The sequence below is a fragment of the Bacillus sp. 275 genome, from assembly GCF_001999205.1.
In the GTDB taxonomy this organism is placed as follows: domain Bacteria; phylum Bacillota; class Bacilli; order Bacillales; family Bacillaceae; genus Bacillus; species Bacillus velezensis.
Window position 1 is genome coordinate 800,663 of sequence record NZ_CP019626.1, and the last position, 15,675, is coordinate 816,337.

General features: G+C 45.3%; 16 protein-coding genes and 1 pseudogene. 14 read left to right on the forward strand and 3 right to left on the reverse strand.

What is annotated here, in order from left to right:
* Nucleotides 1–84: 84 nt before the first annotated feature.
* From BZ167_RS03360 to BZ167_RS03375, 4 genes are all read left to right on the forward strand, one after another.
* Nucleotides 85–654 (forward strand): YjgB family protein, encoded by a 570-nt coding sequence (locus BZ167_RS03360; protein WP_015417262.1) that lies wholly within the window; start codon nt 85–87, stop codon nt 652–654.
* A gap of 97 nt (nt 655–751) precedes the next feature.
* On the forward strand, nt 752–1,153 hold the full coding sequence (locus tag BZ167_RS03365; protein ID WP_020955665.1) for a ribosomal maturation YjgA family protein: 402 nt from the start codon (nt 752–754) through the stop codon (nt 1,151–1,153).
* Nucleotides 1,154–1,196: 43 nt separating this feature from the next.
* Entirely contained in the window at nt 1,197–1,370 is a 174-nt protein-coding gene (locus BZ167_RS03370) for a YjfB family protein (RefSeq protein ID WP_012117340.1), read from the forward strand.
* A 114-nt stretch (nt 1,371–1,484) separates the two neighbouring features.
* Nucleotides 1,485–1,667 carry a hypothetical protein gene (locus tag BZ167_RS03375; RefSeq protein ID WP_076851211.1) on the forward strand — a complete coding sequence of 61 codons (183 nt, stop codon included), beginning with the start codon at nt 1,485–1,487 and terminating at the stop codon, nt 1,665–1,667.
* A gap of 283 nt (nt 1,668–1,950) precedes the next feature.
* Here the strand turns inward: BZ167_RS03375 and BZ167_RS20695 are convergent.
* Nucleotides 1,951–2,347 (reverse strand): annotated as a pseudogene (locus tag BZ167_RS20695) (MgtC/SapB family protein); the annotation flags it as partial.
* Between the two features lie 101 nt (nt 2,348–2,448).
* Here BZ167_RS20695 and BZ167_RS03385 point away from each other — a divergent pair.
* Nucleotides 2,449–2,781 carry a hypothetical protein gene (locus tag BZ167_RS03385; protein ID WP_015417261.1) on the forward strand — a complete coding sequence of 111 codons (333 nt, stop codon included), beginning with the start codon at nt 2,449–2,451 and terminating at the stop codon, nt 2,779–2,781.
* Between the two features lie 526 nt (nt 2,782–3,307).
* Here the strand turns inward: BZ167_RS03385 and BZ167_RS03400 are convergent.
* Both BZ167_RS03400 and BZ167_RS03405 read right to left on the reverse strand, forming a co-directional pair.
* Nucleotides 3,308–3,991 carry an HAD family hydrolase gene (locus BZ167_RS03400; protein WP_060675165.1) on the reverse strand — a complete coding sequence of 228 codons (684 nt, stop codon included), beginning with the start codon at nt 3,989–3,991 and terminating at the stop codon, nt 3,308–3,310.
* Nucleotides 3,992–4,008: 17 nt separating this feature from the next.
* On the reverse strand, nt 4,009–4,770 hold the full coding sequence (locus BZ167_RS03405; protein WP_015417258.1) for a DeoR/GlpR family DNA-binding transcription regulator: 762 nt from the start codon (nt 4,768–4,770) through the stop codon (nt 4,009–4,011).
* Nucleotides 4,771–5,022: 252 nt separating this feature from the next.
* On the opposite strand from BZ167_RS03405, the gene lacG reads away from it, so the two are divergent.
* The 9 genes from lacG (at nt 5,023) to BZ167_RS03450 (ending at nt 15,670) form a co-directional block, all read left to right on the forward strand.
* Complete coding sequence (gene lacG / locus BZ167_RS03410; RefSeq protein ID WP_077391940.1) at nt 5,023–6,423, forward strand: 6-phospho-beta-galactosidase; 1,401 nt, start codon at nt 5,023–5,025, stop codon at nt 6,421–6,423.
* A 63-nt stretch (nt 6,424–6,486) separates the two neighbouring features.
* Nucleotides 6,487–6,801, forward strand: a complete 315-nt coding sequence (locus tag BZ167_RS03415) for a PTS sugar transporter subunit IIA (protein ID WP_007407323.1) — start codon at nt 6,487–6,489, stop codon at nt 6,799–6,801.
* 11 nt (nt 6,802–6,812) lie between these two features.
* A complete protein-coding gene (locus BZ167_RS03420) occupies nt 6,813–8,510 on the forward strand; it encodes a PTS lactose transporter subunit IIBC (protein ID WP_077391941.1) in 1,698 nt (565 codons plus the stop codon).
* 15 nt (nt 8,511–8,525) lie between these two features.
* Nucleotides 8,526–9,695 carry a galactokinase gene (locus BZ167_RS03425; protein ID WP_077391942.1) on the forward strand — a complete coding sequence of 390 codons (1,170 nt, stop codon included), beginning with the start codon at nt 8,526–8,528 and terminating at the stop codon, nt 9,693–9,695.
* A 3-nt stretch (nt 9,696–9,698) separates the two neighbouring features.
* Nucleotides 9,699–10,691 carry a UDP-glucose 4-epimerase GalE gene (gene galE / locus BZ167_RS03430; protein ID WP_012117333.1) on the forward strand — a complete coding sequence of 331 codons (993 nt, stop codon included), beginning with the start codon at nt 9,699–9,701 and terminating at the stop codon, nt 10,689–10,691.
* Between the two features lies 1 nt (nt 10,692).
* The gene (gene galT, locus BZ167_RS03435) at nt 10,693–12,192 is read left to right on the forward strand and encodes a UDP-glucose--hexose-1-phosphate uridylyltransferase (protein WP_060675162.1); all 1,500 of its coding nucleotides are present in this window, start codon (nt 10,693–10,695) and stop codon (nt 12,190–12,192) included.
* Nucleotides 12,193–12,243: 51 nt separating this feature from the next.
* On the forward strand, nt 12,244–13,356 hold the full coding sequence (locus BZ167_RS03440; RefSeq protein WP_060675161.1) for a glycoside hydrolase family 53 protein: 1,113 nt from the start codon (nt 12,244–12,246) through the stop codon (nt 13,354–13,356).
* Nucleotides 13,357–13,641: 285 nt separating this feature from the next.
* Nucleotides 13,642–14,115, forward strand: coding sequence for a MarR family transcriptional regulator (locus BZ167_RS03445; RefSeq protein WP_060675160.1), 474 nt, complete (start codon nt 13,642–13,644; stop codon nt 14,113–14,115).
* Nucleotides 14,116–14,257: 142 nt separating this feature from the next.
* Complete coding sequence (locus BZ167_RS03450; RefSeq protein ID WP_060675159.1) at nt 14,258–15,670, forward strand: MDR family MFS transporter; 1,413 nt, start codon at nt 14,258–14,260, stop codon at nt 15,668–15,670.
* The last annotated feature ends 5 nt before the right edge of the window (nt 15,671–15,675 follow it).

The following is a 15,675-nucleotide window of genomic DNA, read 5'->3' on the forward strand; positions in this document are numbered from 1 at the left end:
GATTCCCAGCCGGCCTTTCACTAAAACATCTCGTTTATCTCAGGAAACATACGGGTATGAGCGGTAAAAAGGAGGCGTTCACATATGTTGAAGAAAAAAACACTCGCCACGGGATTATCGGCAGTGATGCTCACGGGATGCGCATTCGGCGCAGAAGCATTTTCGGTTACACAGCCCGTCCACGCCGCAGCCGCTTCAAAAACGGAAAACCAACGTGCACAAGAACTGGTGAACAGCCTTTACCAATCGGCGTTTAAAGGGGAAATGCCGCAAAATGTGAAAGGCCTGAAAATCAACCAAAGCACAAGACAGGACGTTTACGATAAAATCGGCGAGCCGGAACAAAAAGCAGACAGCCGCAATCCATTTGATTTATACAGCTGGAATATGGGAAACCCCGGTTATGGATTTTCCTATCATAAAAACGGAAAAATCTCGGAAATACGCTATTTCGGAACAGGGGTCGAGCGGCGCTTAAACCTCGGCAGCGTCACACCTGACGTCTTAAGCAAACAAATCGGCAGCGCTGACAAAATCCTGACAGTGCCAAAAACGGGCGAAACAGATTACGTCTACCATACGGGGCAGTATGAGCTCCGCTTCGTCATCGGCAGTGACCAAAAAGCAGACCACGTCAACCTAAAAGCCAGATAACGCAAAAAAAGCGGCCTGCCGGGCCGTTTTTTCATAGACAGCTTTTCCGTCGTTCCTTACAATACATGGGAGTACAAAAAAAGGGGAACAGTGTGAAGTGAATAGACATCCATTGACATACGGAATATGTACCGTTTTTATCATCGCCCTCGGTTTGCTGTCCAGAACCGCATACATCACCGCCCTATTGCCCGGCATCATAAACGCTTATTTAGGAGATGCCTTGTGGGCGGCAATGATTTTTACAGGATTCGGGCTTCTGTTTCGGAACATCCGGACGGAAACAGCCGCATTTTTGAGCCTCTCGTTTTGCTGTCTGATTGAATGCAGCCAGCTGTATCACGCGCCTTGGATTGACGCAATCAGAAGCAGCACGCTCGGCGGGCTGATCCTCGGCTGGCAATTTGTCTGGAGTGACATTTTCGCCTATACCCTCGGGGTATGCGCCGCCGCATTTTTAGAATGGGCCGTAAAAAGAAACCGCCAGTCCCCTTCATAATCGGAGCATGCCGCCGATATGAAGGGATAAGGAGGTGGAAGCTATGGATATCCCTGCGTTATCAATCGCAATGCATCAGGCATCTCTGGCGCAGAATGTAAATATCGCTTTAACAAAAACGGTCATGCAGCATGCACAGGCTGCGGCAGAAGAAACAGTGAAAATGCTGCCGTCCCAGCACCCGACTGCCGGACATTCAATTGATGTGAAAGTGTAAAAAAAGATGCCGGATGATAACCGGCGTCTTTTTTTTGCCCGTTGTACGTACACCATACCGGGCATACAGGAATAAGGTAAACGGAACCAAACATTTGAAAAGGAGGTTTTCCTCTTGTACGATCCTTTCTATCATGAATACACAGCCGAGAGCCACGAACGGGTGCCATATCATTATCCGCGGCCGCCTTATTATTTCCCCAGACCATATCCATACTATCCGCGGCCGCCTTATTATTATCCCAGACCATATCCATACTATCCGCGGCCGTATATCCCGTTCTATCCTTGGTATTAATGTTTGAAAAGAAATGACCGCAGACAGGAGGCTTCCCCTGTCTGCTATTCAACTTTGACCGACAGGATATACGGGAGGGCTTGAACTTTTTCCATTACCGCCGCTTTCCCGCTTTTGCTTTTCACCCTTCCCTTCACTTCAAGCACCGCCTTATTCAATTCATAGGACGTAATAAGAATTCCTTTTTCCTCAAGAGAAGTTAAAATATCATGCATGACGGCTTTCTCCTCAATCCTGAAACTGACAGACAAAGAATGCGCCGCCGGTTTAAACAGAAAATTTAACAGTTCAAGCCCGATTAACGCCAAAATCGTGCCGCTGATGCCGATGACATACATACCTGCCCCGATCGTCAGCCCGATGCCCGACGTAGCCCAAATCCCCGCGGCCGTCGTAAGCCCCCGCACGACATGCCGCTGCAAAATAATCGTGCCGGCTCCTAAAAATCCGACGCCGCTGACGACCTGCGCCGCCACCCGGCTCGGATCAAAGGACGTATGGCTGTTGGATAACAAATCAAAAAAGCCGTATTTGGAAACGATCATCATCAAAGCGCTGCCGACGGCCACTAAAAAATGCGTCCTCAAACCGGCTTCCTTCGCCCTGAATTCTCTCTCCAATCCAATAAGAGCCCCAAGCAGACCCGCAACCGCCAGACGAATCACAAAATCAAGTTCCATCCGTCTCTCTCCTTTCCTTATCTTCTTACCCGCTTTTTCACCCCAATCATGCGGTGTATCTTTTTTTAAAATGCACCGACTAATTGACATAAGGAGGTTTTATGAAATATATTCTGTGGTTTTTTATATTATTGTTATTTAGCTTATTTATTTTGGGAGGATATAAAGCATCTGTTTCTCACCCTGATTTCCCGGTGCCATTATTCGCTATGCACACTAAAACAAAGGAATATGAAAAAGGAAAATACGTTTCAAACTATACATACCGTTTCGCAAAAGAAGAAGAAGGTCCGAGCGGTTTATACCAATTGGAAATAGCCGAAAAAGGCTGGAAACTTATAGGGCAGGAAGGACTTATCAAAACCTATGAAAAGCGAGGAGAACGTGTTTCACTTTTTTTCGGTACGGGGGAAATAAGCGTCATTGAAGAATGATCCTTCTCAAAAGACAGGCTGAAATCCGCAAACGGCATATCTTTTACGACTTCCTTTATCTCTGCGAATCTATAAATTCAGCCAATATCTCAATTAAGGCGAACACCTTTCTGATCCAAAAAATGCCGCCTTCAATGAGAAAATCATTATACAAAAACAAAAGCGCAACTGAAAAAGAATAAGCACCTCATAAAAAAAGCCCTCTTTTTAAAAAGAGGGCTGCAGAAGGAAACAGGTAATTATTTATTTATCTAAAGTGTATTCATTCACATTAAAAGTAAGAATGTTCCCAAAAACAATATGGTCCCTTCTATTTTGAAAAGGCCCTATATTATTATAGTGCTTCTCGATAACATATCTAGATAAGCCTATTCCAGAACTTTTTTGATCATACCATCTGATAAAATCTTTAATCTCTTCCATTGAAAGATCAAATTCTTTCTCAAGACCTGTGGTCATTGTAACAAGAAGAATTGCCCGATTACTGGCGGGCTGTTTATTTGGTGGTTCCTCCCAACTGCATCTCTCAAACAGAATGTCCGGCAATCACCTCAAAAAACGAGGTGAAGTCTGTCAGTATCCCGTCACCCGCCAGCTGTTTTTCTTCAAATAACGCGCGGTTTTTTCCGAGCGGATCAATGGCCATAATCTTGCCTGCACCTGCTTTTTTCGCCGCTGTGAGCCCCGAAAAGGCATCTTCAATGACTAAGCAATCTTCAGGTCTGAGGCCTAACTTTTCCGATGCGATGAGAAAAATATCCGGCGCCGGTTTTCCGGGGAAGCTCCCGTCATCAAACGTGACTTTGTCAAAATCAAACCACCGATCCAACTGAAAGACGTCAAAGTAAAACTCGACATTTTCCTTTACCGTAGCCGTGGCAATGGTCATCGGCGTTTCTGATTTTTTCAGATGGTTCAATACGCCGGTCAGTCCCTTCGTCAGCTTTAACTCATCTTTGTTTTCAAGGCATAATTCTCTGTAGTAGGCTTCTTTTTCAAAAGACAGCTTCTTGATTTCTTCATTTGTTAAATCGCCGGAAATAAAATACGTCAGGATTTCACTGTTTGTTCTCCCGTGAATGTTAACGAAAATGTCTTCATCAGAAATGGTTTTCGGCGCGTATTTTTTCACCATGAAAAACCATGCTTTTTCGTGCAGATGCGAATCTTGAAACATCGTGCCGTTGAAATCAAAAATAACCCCTTTCATCGAACCGCCCGCCTTTTTTATTTTTTTGCGATTTTGACATCTACATATTGCTCGTAATGAATTTGAACATCTTTCATCACTTTATCATCCGTAATCAGATAGTCCATATCGTGCAAGTTATAGAACACGTAAAAATCTTCCCGGTTGAATTTTTTATTATCCGCCAGCAAAAATTTCGTCCGCGAATTATTCAGCGCGATTTGATGAGCTTCCCCTTCTTCAATGCTGTAAGAAGAAATCTCATCATTATGTATGCCGTTGGCGCTGATGAAGGCTTTCGTAAAATTGAATTTCTGCAGATTGCCGTTCACGATGGGCCCGACGAAGGCACCGGTATTTTTTCGGAAATCGCCGCCAATCAGGATGGTATCCGCAGTGTCACCATGTTTTAAAATATCAAATACGGGATAGTTGTTTGTGATAATCCTGATTCGCTTATGCAGCAGGTGTTTGGCTAAAAGTTCAATCGTCGTGCCGGGCCCTAAAAAAACGGTATCGCCGTCATTTACATATGAAGCTGCGAGTTCCGCGATCCTCCCCTTCTCCTCCATTTGAACACCCAGTTTTTCATTATGCGATAATTCGTGATCAATGGAATAAGATATGCTCTGTGCGCCTCCGTGAATACGTACGATTTTTCCGGCCTTATCCAGCTCGTCCAGATCTCTTCTCACTGTCATATCAGAAACTTCCAATTCATCGATAATATCACTCACCGTAATAAACCCCCGCGAGTTTACGATATCGATGATTTTTAAAAGACGCTCTTTTTTTAACATGTTCAATCATCCCCTCAACTTTACACACAATCTAACACACCGCGGCACTCCGGTCAACAAAAACAAACACTAACAAACAACATAATCAACATATAAAACAACGAAAAACTTATATAATCCCTATGAATACAGATGTTATTTCTTTATGAAGCTATTGACAACAAAAATGTATGCGTTTACTATTAAACAAAAGACAACAATTATAAACATTAACAAACTTCAATTCACACATTGGCGAAGGAGGATTCAGTAATGCTCAAATTACCTCATGACTTTATTTTCGGCGGGGCGACTGCGGCATATCAAGCGGAAGGCGCCACAAAAGAAGGCGGCAAAGGGCCTGTGGCCTGGGATGAATTTCTTGAAAAACAGGGAAGATTCAGCCCTGATCCGGCAAGTGATTTTTACCGCCAGTTTCCCGAAGATATTAAACTATGTGAAAAATTCGGAATAAACGGCATCCGCCTTTCTATAGCCTGGACGAGAATTTTCCCTGACGGCACGGGCAAAATCAATCAGGAAGGTGTTGATTACTATCATCGTATTTTCTCAGAATGCCATAAACGCAACGTCACCCCTTTTGTCACGCTGCATCATTTCGATACACCGAAAAGATTATTTGATCAGGGAGATTTCCTCAACCGCGCTGCAATAGAAGCGTTCGTCAGCTATGCGGAGTTTTGCTTTAAAGAATTCAGCGAAATCAGATATTGGAGCACGTTTAACGAAATTTATCCCACAGCCACCAACCAGTATTTACTCGGGGTTTTCCCGCCATCTGTTAAAAGTGATATCACAAAAGTCATTCAATGCCTCCATCACATGATGGTAGCGCATGCGATGACCGTCAATCTTTTTAAAGACGGCGGCTATCCGGGAGAAATCGGTGTCGTCCACTCATTGGAAACAAAATATCCCGCCAGCGACTCAGAAGAAGACCGCCGCGCCTGTTTTCTGGATGACGCATTATCAGTGAGATTCCTCCTCGACGCCACCTACCTCGGCTATTATTCTGAGGAAACCATGCGGGCTCTGGATGAAATCTGTGAGGCAAACGGCGCTTCATACGAGTTTTCAGACAGTGACTTTGACGTGATGAAAAAAGCCTCAACGCGCAATGATTATCTCGGCATCAATCATTATCAATGCCATTTCGTCAAAGCGTACGACGGAGAAACCGTTATTCACCATAACGGAACGGGCGATAAGGGCACTTCGGTCTATAAAGTAAAAGGAATCGGCGAACGAATTTACAAAGAAGGCCTGAAGCGGACTGATTGGGACTGGCTCATTTATCCTGAAGGCATGTATGACATGCTGATGCGCATCAAACGGGACTATCCGCAATATAACAAAATGTACATTACCGAAAACGGCATGGGCTATAAAGATGAGTTTGAAGACGGCATCATTATGGATAAGGCAAGAATCGACTATTTAAAAGTCTATTTAGAAGCCGTCAGTAAAGCGATTACCGACGGAGTCAATGTAAAGGGGTACTTCTTATGGTCCTTAATGGATTTATTTTCATGGACCAACGGCTACAACAAACGTTACGGTCTTTTTTACGTCGACTTTGACACCCAAAAACGGTACCCGAAAGAATCGGCCTACTGGTACAAACTTGTAAGTGAAACAAAAACAATCATTTAATGATCATACATGGTGAAAAGAGTCTCTTTTCATCATGTGTGCCGTCTTTAGGAGGTTTTTTTCATGACAAAGGAAGAATTGCAGATGCTCGGTTTTGAAATCGTCGCCTATGCCGGCGACGCCAGAAGCACTTTATTGAAAGTCCTGAAAGAAGTCCGTGCCGGAAACTTCGAAAACACGGAAGCAGCATTGAAAAGCGCCGATGAAAATTTAACCCTCGCCCACAATGCGCAAACGAAAATGTTAGCTGAAGAAGCTGACGGCAAGGACATGGAATTAGGATTTATTTTCGTTCACGGTCAGGACCACTTGATGACAACCCTTTTGCTCCGTGATCTTATTCAGGATTTTATAGAACTCTACCGAAGCCGCCGATAAGGAGTGGAAAAATGAACGGTATCATCAAGCAAATCGAAAAGGGAAAACCGTTTTTTGAAAAAATCTCAAGAAACATTTATTTAGGCGCGATCCGCGACGGCTTCTTAACGGCCATGCCTGTTATTTTATTCGCCAGCATTTTCATCCTCACCGCCGCTGTGCCGGAAGTGTTGGGTTTCACTTGGCCTAAAAGTGTTTCTGAATGGCTTTGGAAAGTTTATAACTATTCAATGGGCGCCCTCGGTCTGATCGTTGCGGCAACAAGTGCGAAATGCCTGAGTGAATCAATGAACCGAAAAATGCCGAAAAACAAAGGGATCAACCCCGTTTCAGTGATGCTTGCTTCAGTCGTCGGGTTTCTCATTTTAAGCGTCACTCAAATCGACGGCGGATTCTCCACGGAATACCTCGGCACAAAAGGTCTTTTAGCTGCTTTTGTATCCGCTTTCATAACAGTGAACGTTTACAGATTCTGCGTGCTGAAAAATATTACGATTAAAATGCCTAAAGAAGTACCGGGTACCATTTCACAAACATTTAAAGATGTTTTTCCGTTCGCTTTTTCCGTTTTGGCCATGGTGATCGTTGATTTATTGATCAGGAATACGCTGAATGTATCTTTTGCAGAGGCTCTCTCCTCTCTCTTATCGCCGTTTTTTACCGCCGCAGACGGTTATTTCGGGATTTGTGTCATTTGGGGAATGATGGCGCTGTTCTGGTTTGTCGGCGTTCACGGTCCTTCTATTGTGGAACCGGCCATCGCAGCTATTATTTACGCAAATGTGGAGGCGAACCTTCAGCTTCATAATGCAGGTGAGCAGGCGTCCAACGTGCTGACCGTCGGACTCGGGAACTTCGTCGGCACAATGGGAGGAACCGGCGCAACCCTTGTGGTTCCGTTCATCTTTCTTCTTTTCGCGAAATCCAAGCAATTGAAAGCAGTCGGAAAAGCATCCGCGGTTCCGGTGTCTTTCGCAGTAAACGAACCTCTGCTCTTTGCTGCGCCGATCATTTTAAATCCTTATTTTTTCATTCCGTTTGTTGTAACGCCGATGGTGAATGTCTGTCTGTTTAAATTTTTCGTGGATGTCATCGGAATGAACAGTTTTATGTATGTTCTTCCGTGGGCCACCCCGGCGCCCGCCGGCTTGATTCTCGGAACCGGCATGGGGCTCTCGGCTTTTGTGCTGACGGCTGTATTAATCATTGTCGATTTCCTGATATACCTGCCATTCTGCAAAGCTTATGACAAAGTATTAGCGGCGAAAGAAGCCCAACACACCGAGCCTGAAACCGCGCCGCAAACATTACAGCCCGCCATGGCCGGCGCCTCAGAAGACGCGGCCTCCGTCATCAGCACAAATCTTCAGGAATCCTCATCCGCCTTGGAACACGGCACCAATGTGTTAGTGCTGTGCGCCGGAGCGGGAACGAGCGCCATGCTTGCGAACGCACTGACAGAAGGAGCCGAAGAATATAACGTGCCGATTACCGCCTCAGCAGGCGCCTACGGATCCCATTACGACATCATGAAAGACTTCGATATGATCATTTTAGCTCCGCAGGTCGGCTCTTATTACGATGACATTAAAGAAGATGCGGACCGCCTGCATGTGAAACTCATCGCAACGAAAGGAGCGGAATATATCAGCCTCACCAGAAATTCACAAAAAGCCATTCAGTTCATACTGGAGCATACCTCAAAATAGAATCGGGGGTTTATCATGGATGCCAAACTTTTAAAATCAAGATTCGAAGACATTTTCAAGAGAAGTAACGGAGAACTGTTTTTCGCACCCGGCCGAATCAACCTGATCGGGGAACATACGGATTATATAGGCGGCCACGTTCTTCCCTGCGCGATCACGATCGGAACTTATGCCGTATGCGCAAAACGCGGAGATCACCAGATCTGGTTATACTCAGAAAACTTTCCTGACAGCGGCATTGTCTGCCTTGATCTTTCCGCCACAGCATACAAAAAAGAAGACGGCTGGGCCAATTATCCGAAGGGGATGATCCATTACCTTCTTAAAGCCGGCGGCCAAATAGACAGCGGAATGGATATTCTTTTTCACGGTACGATTCCAAACGGAGCCGGTTTAAGCTCCTCCGCTTCTATTGAAATGTTAACCGGTTCCATTTTAAGAAAGTTATTCAGCCTGGATGTTTCCGATACTGAACTGGCGCTTATCGGAAAAAGAGTCGAAAATGAATTTATCGGCGTGAATTCAGGCATTATGGATCAATTCGCAGTGCAAAAAGGCAAAAAGAACATGGCCATTCTGTTAAACTGCGATAAGCTTGAGCACGAAATGATTCCGGCTGCTTTTAACGGATATAAAATCGTCATTATGAATACGAACAAGCGCCGGGAGCTGGCCGCTTCAAAATATAATGAACGCCGCAGCGAATGCGACGCAGCTCTCTCGGAACTGCGGCAATATCGGAATATCGCATCACTTGCGGAATTGACGGCAGAAGAATTCAACGAACTCGAATCCCTTCTCTCCTGTGAAACTTTGCGTAAAAGAGCCCGGCACGCGGTCAATGAAAACGAGCGGACCCTCTCAGCCGCGGAGGCTCTAAAATCGAATGATTTGAAAACGTTCGGCGAGCTGATGAATGCGTCCCACCGTTCGTTACGCGATGATTATGAAGTGACCGGTGACGAATTAGACGCACTCGCTGAAGCAGCCTGGAAAGAAGGAGCACTCGGAGCGCGGATGACGGGCGCGGGGTTCGGCGGCTGCGCCATAGCCATTGTGGAAAGTGAAGAAACCGCCGGCTTTATCCGGGCCGTTTCATCTCACTACCGCAGCAGGACAGGTCTTGAAGCTTCTTTCTACATCGCGGATATAAGCGATGGCGCGGCTGAATGGAGGGAAAAATAAATCATGGCGATTCTCGTTCTCGGCGGAGCCGGCTATATCGGTTCTCATGCGGTTGATCAATTATTAAACAAAGGATTTAAAACGATAGCTGTGGATCATCTGCAGACAGGCCACCGGAAAGCTGTTCATGAAAAAGCAGTTTTTTACCATGGAGATATCCGTGACAAACCGTTTCTTCGCTCTGTGTTTGCGAAGGAGAACGTAACAGGCGTTCTCCATTTTGCCGCTCAATCCCTTGTCGGCGAATCAATGAAAGACCCTCTTTCATATTTCAATAATAATGTGTACGGTACGCAAATTACGCTGGAGGTCATGCAGGAATTCGGGGTGAAACACATTGTGTTTTCTTCATCCGCCGCTGTATACGGCGAACCTGAAAAAGTGCCCATCACAGAAGACATGCCGGAAAAGCCGGAAAGCGCATACGGCGAATCAAAACTCATGGCAGAAAAAATGCTGAAGTGGTGTGAAACCGCCTGCGGCATAAAATATGTCTCGCTTCGGTATTTTAACGTTGCCGGCGCGAAAACGGACGGTTCCATCGGAGAAGATCATCATCCGGAAACCCACCTTATCCCTATCCTTTTACAAACCGCGCTCGGTCAGCGCGAGGAGGTTTTGATATTCGGCACTGACTATGATACAAAAGACGGCACGTGCATCCGCGATTATGTCCATGTTTCCGATTTAATCGATGCCCATATTCTCGCTCTGGAATATTTGCAAAACGGCGGAGACAGCGGCATTTTCAATTTAGGATCAAGCAGCGGGTTTTCCGTATCAGAAATGGCGGAAGCGGCCCGGCAAGTGACCGAAAGAGACATAAAAGTAAGAGCGGCCGCAAGAAGACCCGGTGATCCAAGCACCCTCATTGCTTCCAGCGATAAAGCGCGGAACATTCTGGGCTGGAATCCGAAACAAACGGACATATCGGAAATCATTGCGTCAGCATGGAATTGGCATCGGCAACATCCAAACGGATACAAGGACAAATGAAATGGAGGCGGCGGTCATTGAAGTTTTTGAATCAGTGGCAGGGTTTCTGAAAGAAAGCACTGTCTTAGGCGACATAAATGAAACAGATGTGATTTATACAAGAAACAGACTTCTCGATCTGCTCGGACTGCCGGATTATGCAGAACCGAAACATATCAAGAAACAAAACAGGCTTCACTATTTGGACGAAATGGTGAAAGACGCGGTAAAACGGTCAATCATTAACGATACGCCGGCTGAAAGACACATGCTGGGAAGCAGAATCATGGACGTGATCACACCGGCCCCTTCTCTGATCAATGCCGCGTTCAGCGAATTGTTATCAGATTGCCCGAAAAAAGCAACAGATTATTTTTATAGACTGAGTCAAAACAACGACTATATTAAGACGCGGGCCATTCGAAAAAATATCGTGTACCGCTCATCAACACCTTTTGGAGAATTGGACATCACCATTAATTTATCAAAGCCCGAAAAAGACCCTAAAGACATCGCCGCGGTAAAAAACAGTCCGGAAAACCGGTATCCGACATGTCTGCTCTGTATGGAAAACGAGGGGTATGCCGGAACACCGCACCACCCCGCCCGTTCAAATCACCGCATCATCAGGCTTGACTTAGCGGGAGAACAATGGGGTTTTCAATACTCTCCTTATGCGTATTACAGCGAGCATGCCATCTTTCTATCAAGCGAGCACAAGCCGATGAACATCAGCCGCGACAGCTTCAGAAGGCTTCTGGCCATTACGGAAATCTTCCCGCATTATTTCGCGGGATCAAACGCAGACTTGCCGATCGTAGGCGGTTCCATTCTATCACACGATCATTATCAAGGCGGCGCCCATGAGTTTCCGATGGCAAAAGCGGGTTCCCTCTATCCTTTTCATATGCGTCATTTTCCAGACGTTCAGGCCGATGCCGTGAAGTGGCCGGTATCAGTGATCCGCCTTCGCGCAAAAGATCCGGATTTGCTGACAGATGCCGCTGCGTATGTTTTTGAAAAGTGGCGGGAATATTCAGACGAAACCGTCAGCATCATCGCAAAAACGAATGAACCCCATAATACCGTCACTCCAATTGCCAGACGCAGGGGAACGGATTTTGAAATCGATCTCGCTCTCAGAAACAACCGCACCTCCGAAGATTATCCGGATGGCATTTTTCACCCGCACCAAGACGTCCATCACATCAAAAAAGAAAATATCGGTCTGATTGAAGTGATGGGACTCGCCGTTTTACCTCCCCGCCTGAAAGATGAGCTGGCAGAAGTGAAAAAGTATTTACTGAATGAACCTCATGACATCAAAGACATTCATCTTCCGTGGGCTGAAAACATCAAAGCGGATAAAGACGTGACACCGGAGAATGCAGCCGCTGTTTTACAAAAAGAAACCGCGAATGTATTTTTACGCGCGCTGACCGATGCAGGCGTTTTTAAAATGACACCCGAAGGAATTCAGGCGTTTCAGCGTTTCACGACGTTATTGGAGAATGGCAGCTGAAACATTCAGAGTGAAATCAATCAACAATCTTTTTTATCAGGAGGTATTGTGATGTTCAAAAACCGATTGAAACGTGTATTTATAAACGCAATCTGTCTTTCTCTCATTTTCACTGCTTTTACATTCTTTGAGAAGTTTCCTAAAGCAAAAGCGGATGCCCCGTTTGCCTATGGCGCTGATATAGGTTGGCTGAAACAAATGGAGGACGAAGGTGTGCGCTGGCTGGATGACGGCGGAAAACAGAAAGATGCCTTGCAGATTCTTAAAGATCACGGAATAAATGCCGTGAGACTGAGAGTGTTTGTGAATCCGCCAAGCAGCTATTATTGGCTGAAAGACGGGACAACATGGACCATGCTCGGCTATAGTGACAAAGCGGGCGTACTTGCGGCGGCAAAAAGGGCAAAAGCGTTAGGAATGAAGGTAATGGTTGACTTCCATTACAGTGATGTGTTCGCTGATCCAGGCCACCAGATCAAGCCGAACCAATGGAACGGCTATTCAAACAGCCAGCTGCAGGCAGCCGTGTATAACCATACGTACGATGTCATGAAAGAACTTAAAAATCACGGCATCTCCCCTGATTGGGTGCAAGTAGGAAATGAAATGAATTCAGGAATTTTACTGCCCGACGGCAGCACGAACGATTTCAGCAAATTGACCGGCTTACTGAACAAAGGCTATGACGCCGTGAAATCCGTCAGCCCGGCCACCAAGGTCATCAGCCATTTGGCACACGGCACGGACAACAGCCTATTCAGATGGTGGTTTGATCAATTCTTTAAAAACGGAGGAAAAACCGACATCATCGGCGTTTCATTCTATCCCTATTGGGAAGGCAAGCCGTACTGGGAGCTCACCAGCCATTTATCAACTAATTTGAATGACATCGCCTCACGCTACAACAAGGAAGTCATGGTGGTTGAACTGGGCGGAGATGAAAATAACCCGAAAGATTCCTACTGGACCATAAAAGACACCATAAAACTGGTGAAAGCCGTTCCGAACGGCAAAGGAATCGGCGTATTTTACTGGGAACCCGAAGCTCACTCCAGCGTTCTGTCAGACGCGTATCCATTAGGCGCAACCGCCAAAGTGTCTAAAAACGTCTTGAAATACACAACCGCAATCGACGCTTTTCATGATGCCGCAACAGGAAAATGATTGATGCGAATCTCAAGCAGGCTCATTGTGCAGCCTGCTTTTTTATACGGCTGTAGTGTTGGCCTGTTATGAAAAAGAGCAAGTAACGAATACGGAAAGAAAAATACTCAAAGACCCACGTTTCGGTTAAAAAGCCGCTTTTTAAATAGAATACTTCTTCTCTTCCCCCTCCTTCTTATTTCTGCGCACTATCTCTCAGTTCCTAAATCATAACTTTACGATTGTTGAAAAAGAAACAAACATTTTATAATATTGTGTAAGCACCACCGAGCAGGAGGACGGGACATGGACAAAAAAGAACAGCTCCTCACGGATTTCAGGGACTTTTTTAACAAGATGGTGTGGCTGAATAGGCTGAAGATGGAAGAAAGCCTTAAGGGGCATAAACCTTCTGAAGTGCATTGCATCGAATTCATCGAAAAAATTGAAGACGCCAATGTGACTAAACTTGCGGAGTCCCTTTATATGACAAGAGGCGCCATAAGTAAATTAACGAAGAAGCTTATCAATAAAGGCCTTATTGAAAGCTATCAGAAGCCGCTTAACAAGAAAGAAATCTATTTCAGGCTTACTGAGCAAGGAAAAGTCATTTATAAAATTCACGAGGAATTGCACAAAGAGTTTCAAGAACGGGACAAAATCGTGTTTGAACAAGTAACTGATGAACAATTTGACACGATGCTGAACTTCGTGGAAACATACAGCAGGCATTTGGATTCAGAAATAAAGAAACTTGGTGCAGACGTGAAATCGGAATAAATATGAATAAAACCAGAGGCAGCCCTGCTCCATGAAAACGGGCTGCCTTTTTATATCCCTCTTATTGTTGACAAAGAAACAAAATCACTCTATTATTTTGTTGACAAGGAAACAAAGACAGCAATTTTGAGAGGAGAGTAATATGTCAACACATAAAAGAAAGGAACTTCGGGTGCCAAAAGAAGTTCTCACAGCCGCCTGGGCTATTGCACTGGGAGCAATCGCTCCAATGCTTGACTCTACGATGGTAAACATCGCCATCGGCAAACTGACCAAAGACTTCAACACAACATTGGATATCATTCAGTGGTCCGTTACAGGCTATATGTTAGCACTTGCGATTGCAGTACCCGTATCCGGCTGGCTTATGAATAAATATAACGGTAAGAAAATCTTCATCGGCTCAGTCATCGCCTTTGGTGTCATTTCTGTTTTTACGGGAATGAGCCGTGACGTTTCCAGCTTCATCTTCTTCCGTTTGCTTCAAGGATTCAGCGCCGGCATTATCACTCCGCTTATGTCAACACTCTTGGTTAAAACGGCAGGTCCGGAAAACCTGGGAAAAGTGATGGCAATCGTCAGCACCCCTATGATCTTCGGCCCGATCTTAGGACCTGTCATTGGGGGTTTCATCGTCCAAGGCGCTTCATGGCATTGGATTTTTTACATCAACGTGTTCATCGTTTTGATTGCTGCACCGCTTATGATGAAAACCATTCCAGACTTTGAACCATTCAACAAAGATCGTAAACTCGATATTTTCGGGATTATCAATTTGTCATTAATGAGCGCGGCATTGATGTACGGTATTACAAAAGCGGCGGATCATGCATCATTTAACAATAGCGACACCATTTTATGGACAGGCATCGGTCTTGTTTCAGCAGCTATTTATCTTGTATATAATCAGATCAAGAAAAACCAAACCGTGCTGCCTATGAATTTGTTTGCAAACAAGAGCTTCTTGGCATCTTCGATCGGGTTGTTCTTAGCGAATGTTGCCATCATGGGGCCGATGTTAATACTTCCGCTGTTTTTTCAAAACATTCGTCAGTTCACGGCAGCCGGAGCAGCACTCGCTTTAATCCCTCAAGGAGTCGGAATGCTCGTGACTCGTCCGCTGATCGGAAAAATGATTGATAAGATCGGTGCGAAATACGTGGTTACGGTCAGTCTTGTTCTTTCGCTGATCGGATCTATCCCGCTTATTTTTATCACCGATAACACAAGTATGATTTGGATTTCCGTCGTATTATTTATCCGCGGCACCAGTTTTGGAGGAATTATGCTCCCATTGATGAGTGACGCTTATACAGGTCTTGACAGCAAACAGCTTCCGGAAGCGGGTGTCGGTATTCATATGATTGAAAACCTCGGTTCCAGCTTTGGGTCAGCTGTGATCGCAACCGTTACCGCAACTGTCATACAAGAATTGCAGCCGACGATTCCGAACAGTTTAAAAGGCTACCATGCCGGATTCTTAGTATCCGTCATCATCCTTGCGGCCATCTTCATTCCAAGTCTGTTCCTTACCCATAAAAAGACTGCGATATAAAGAAC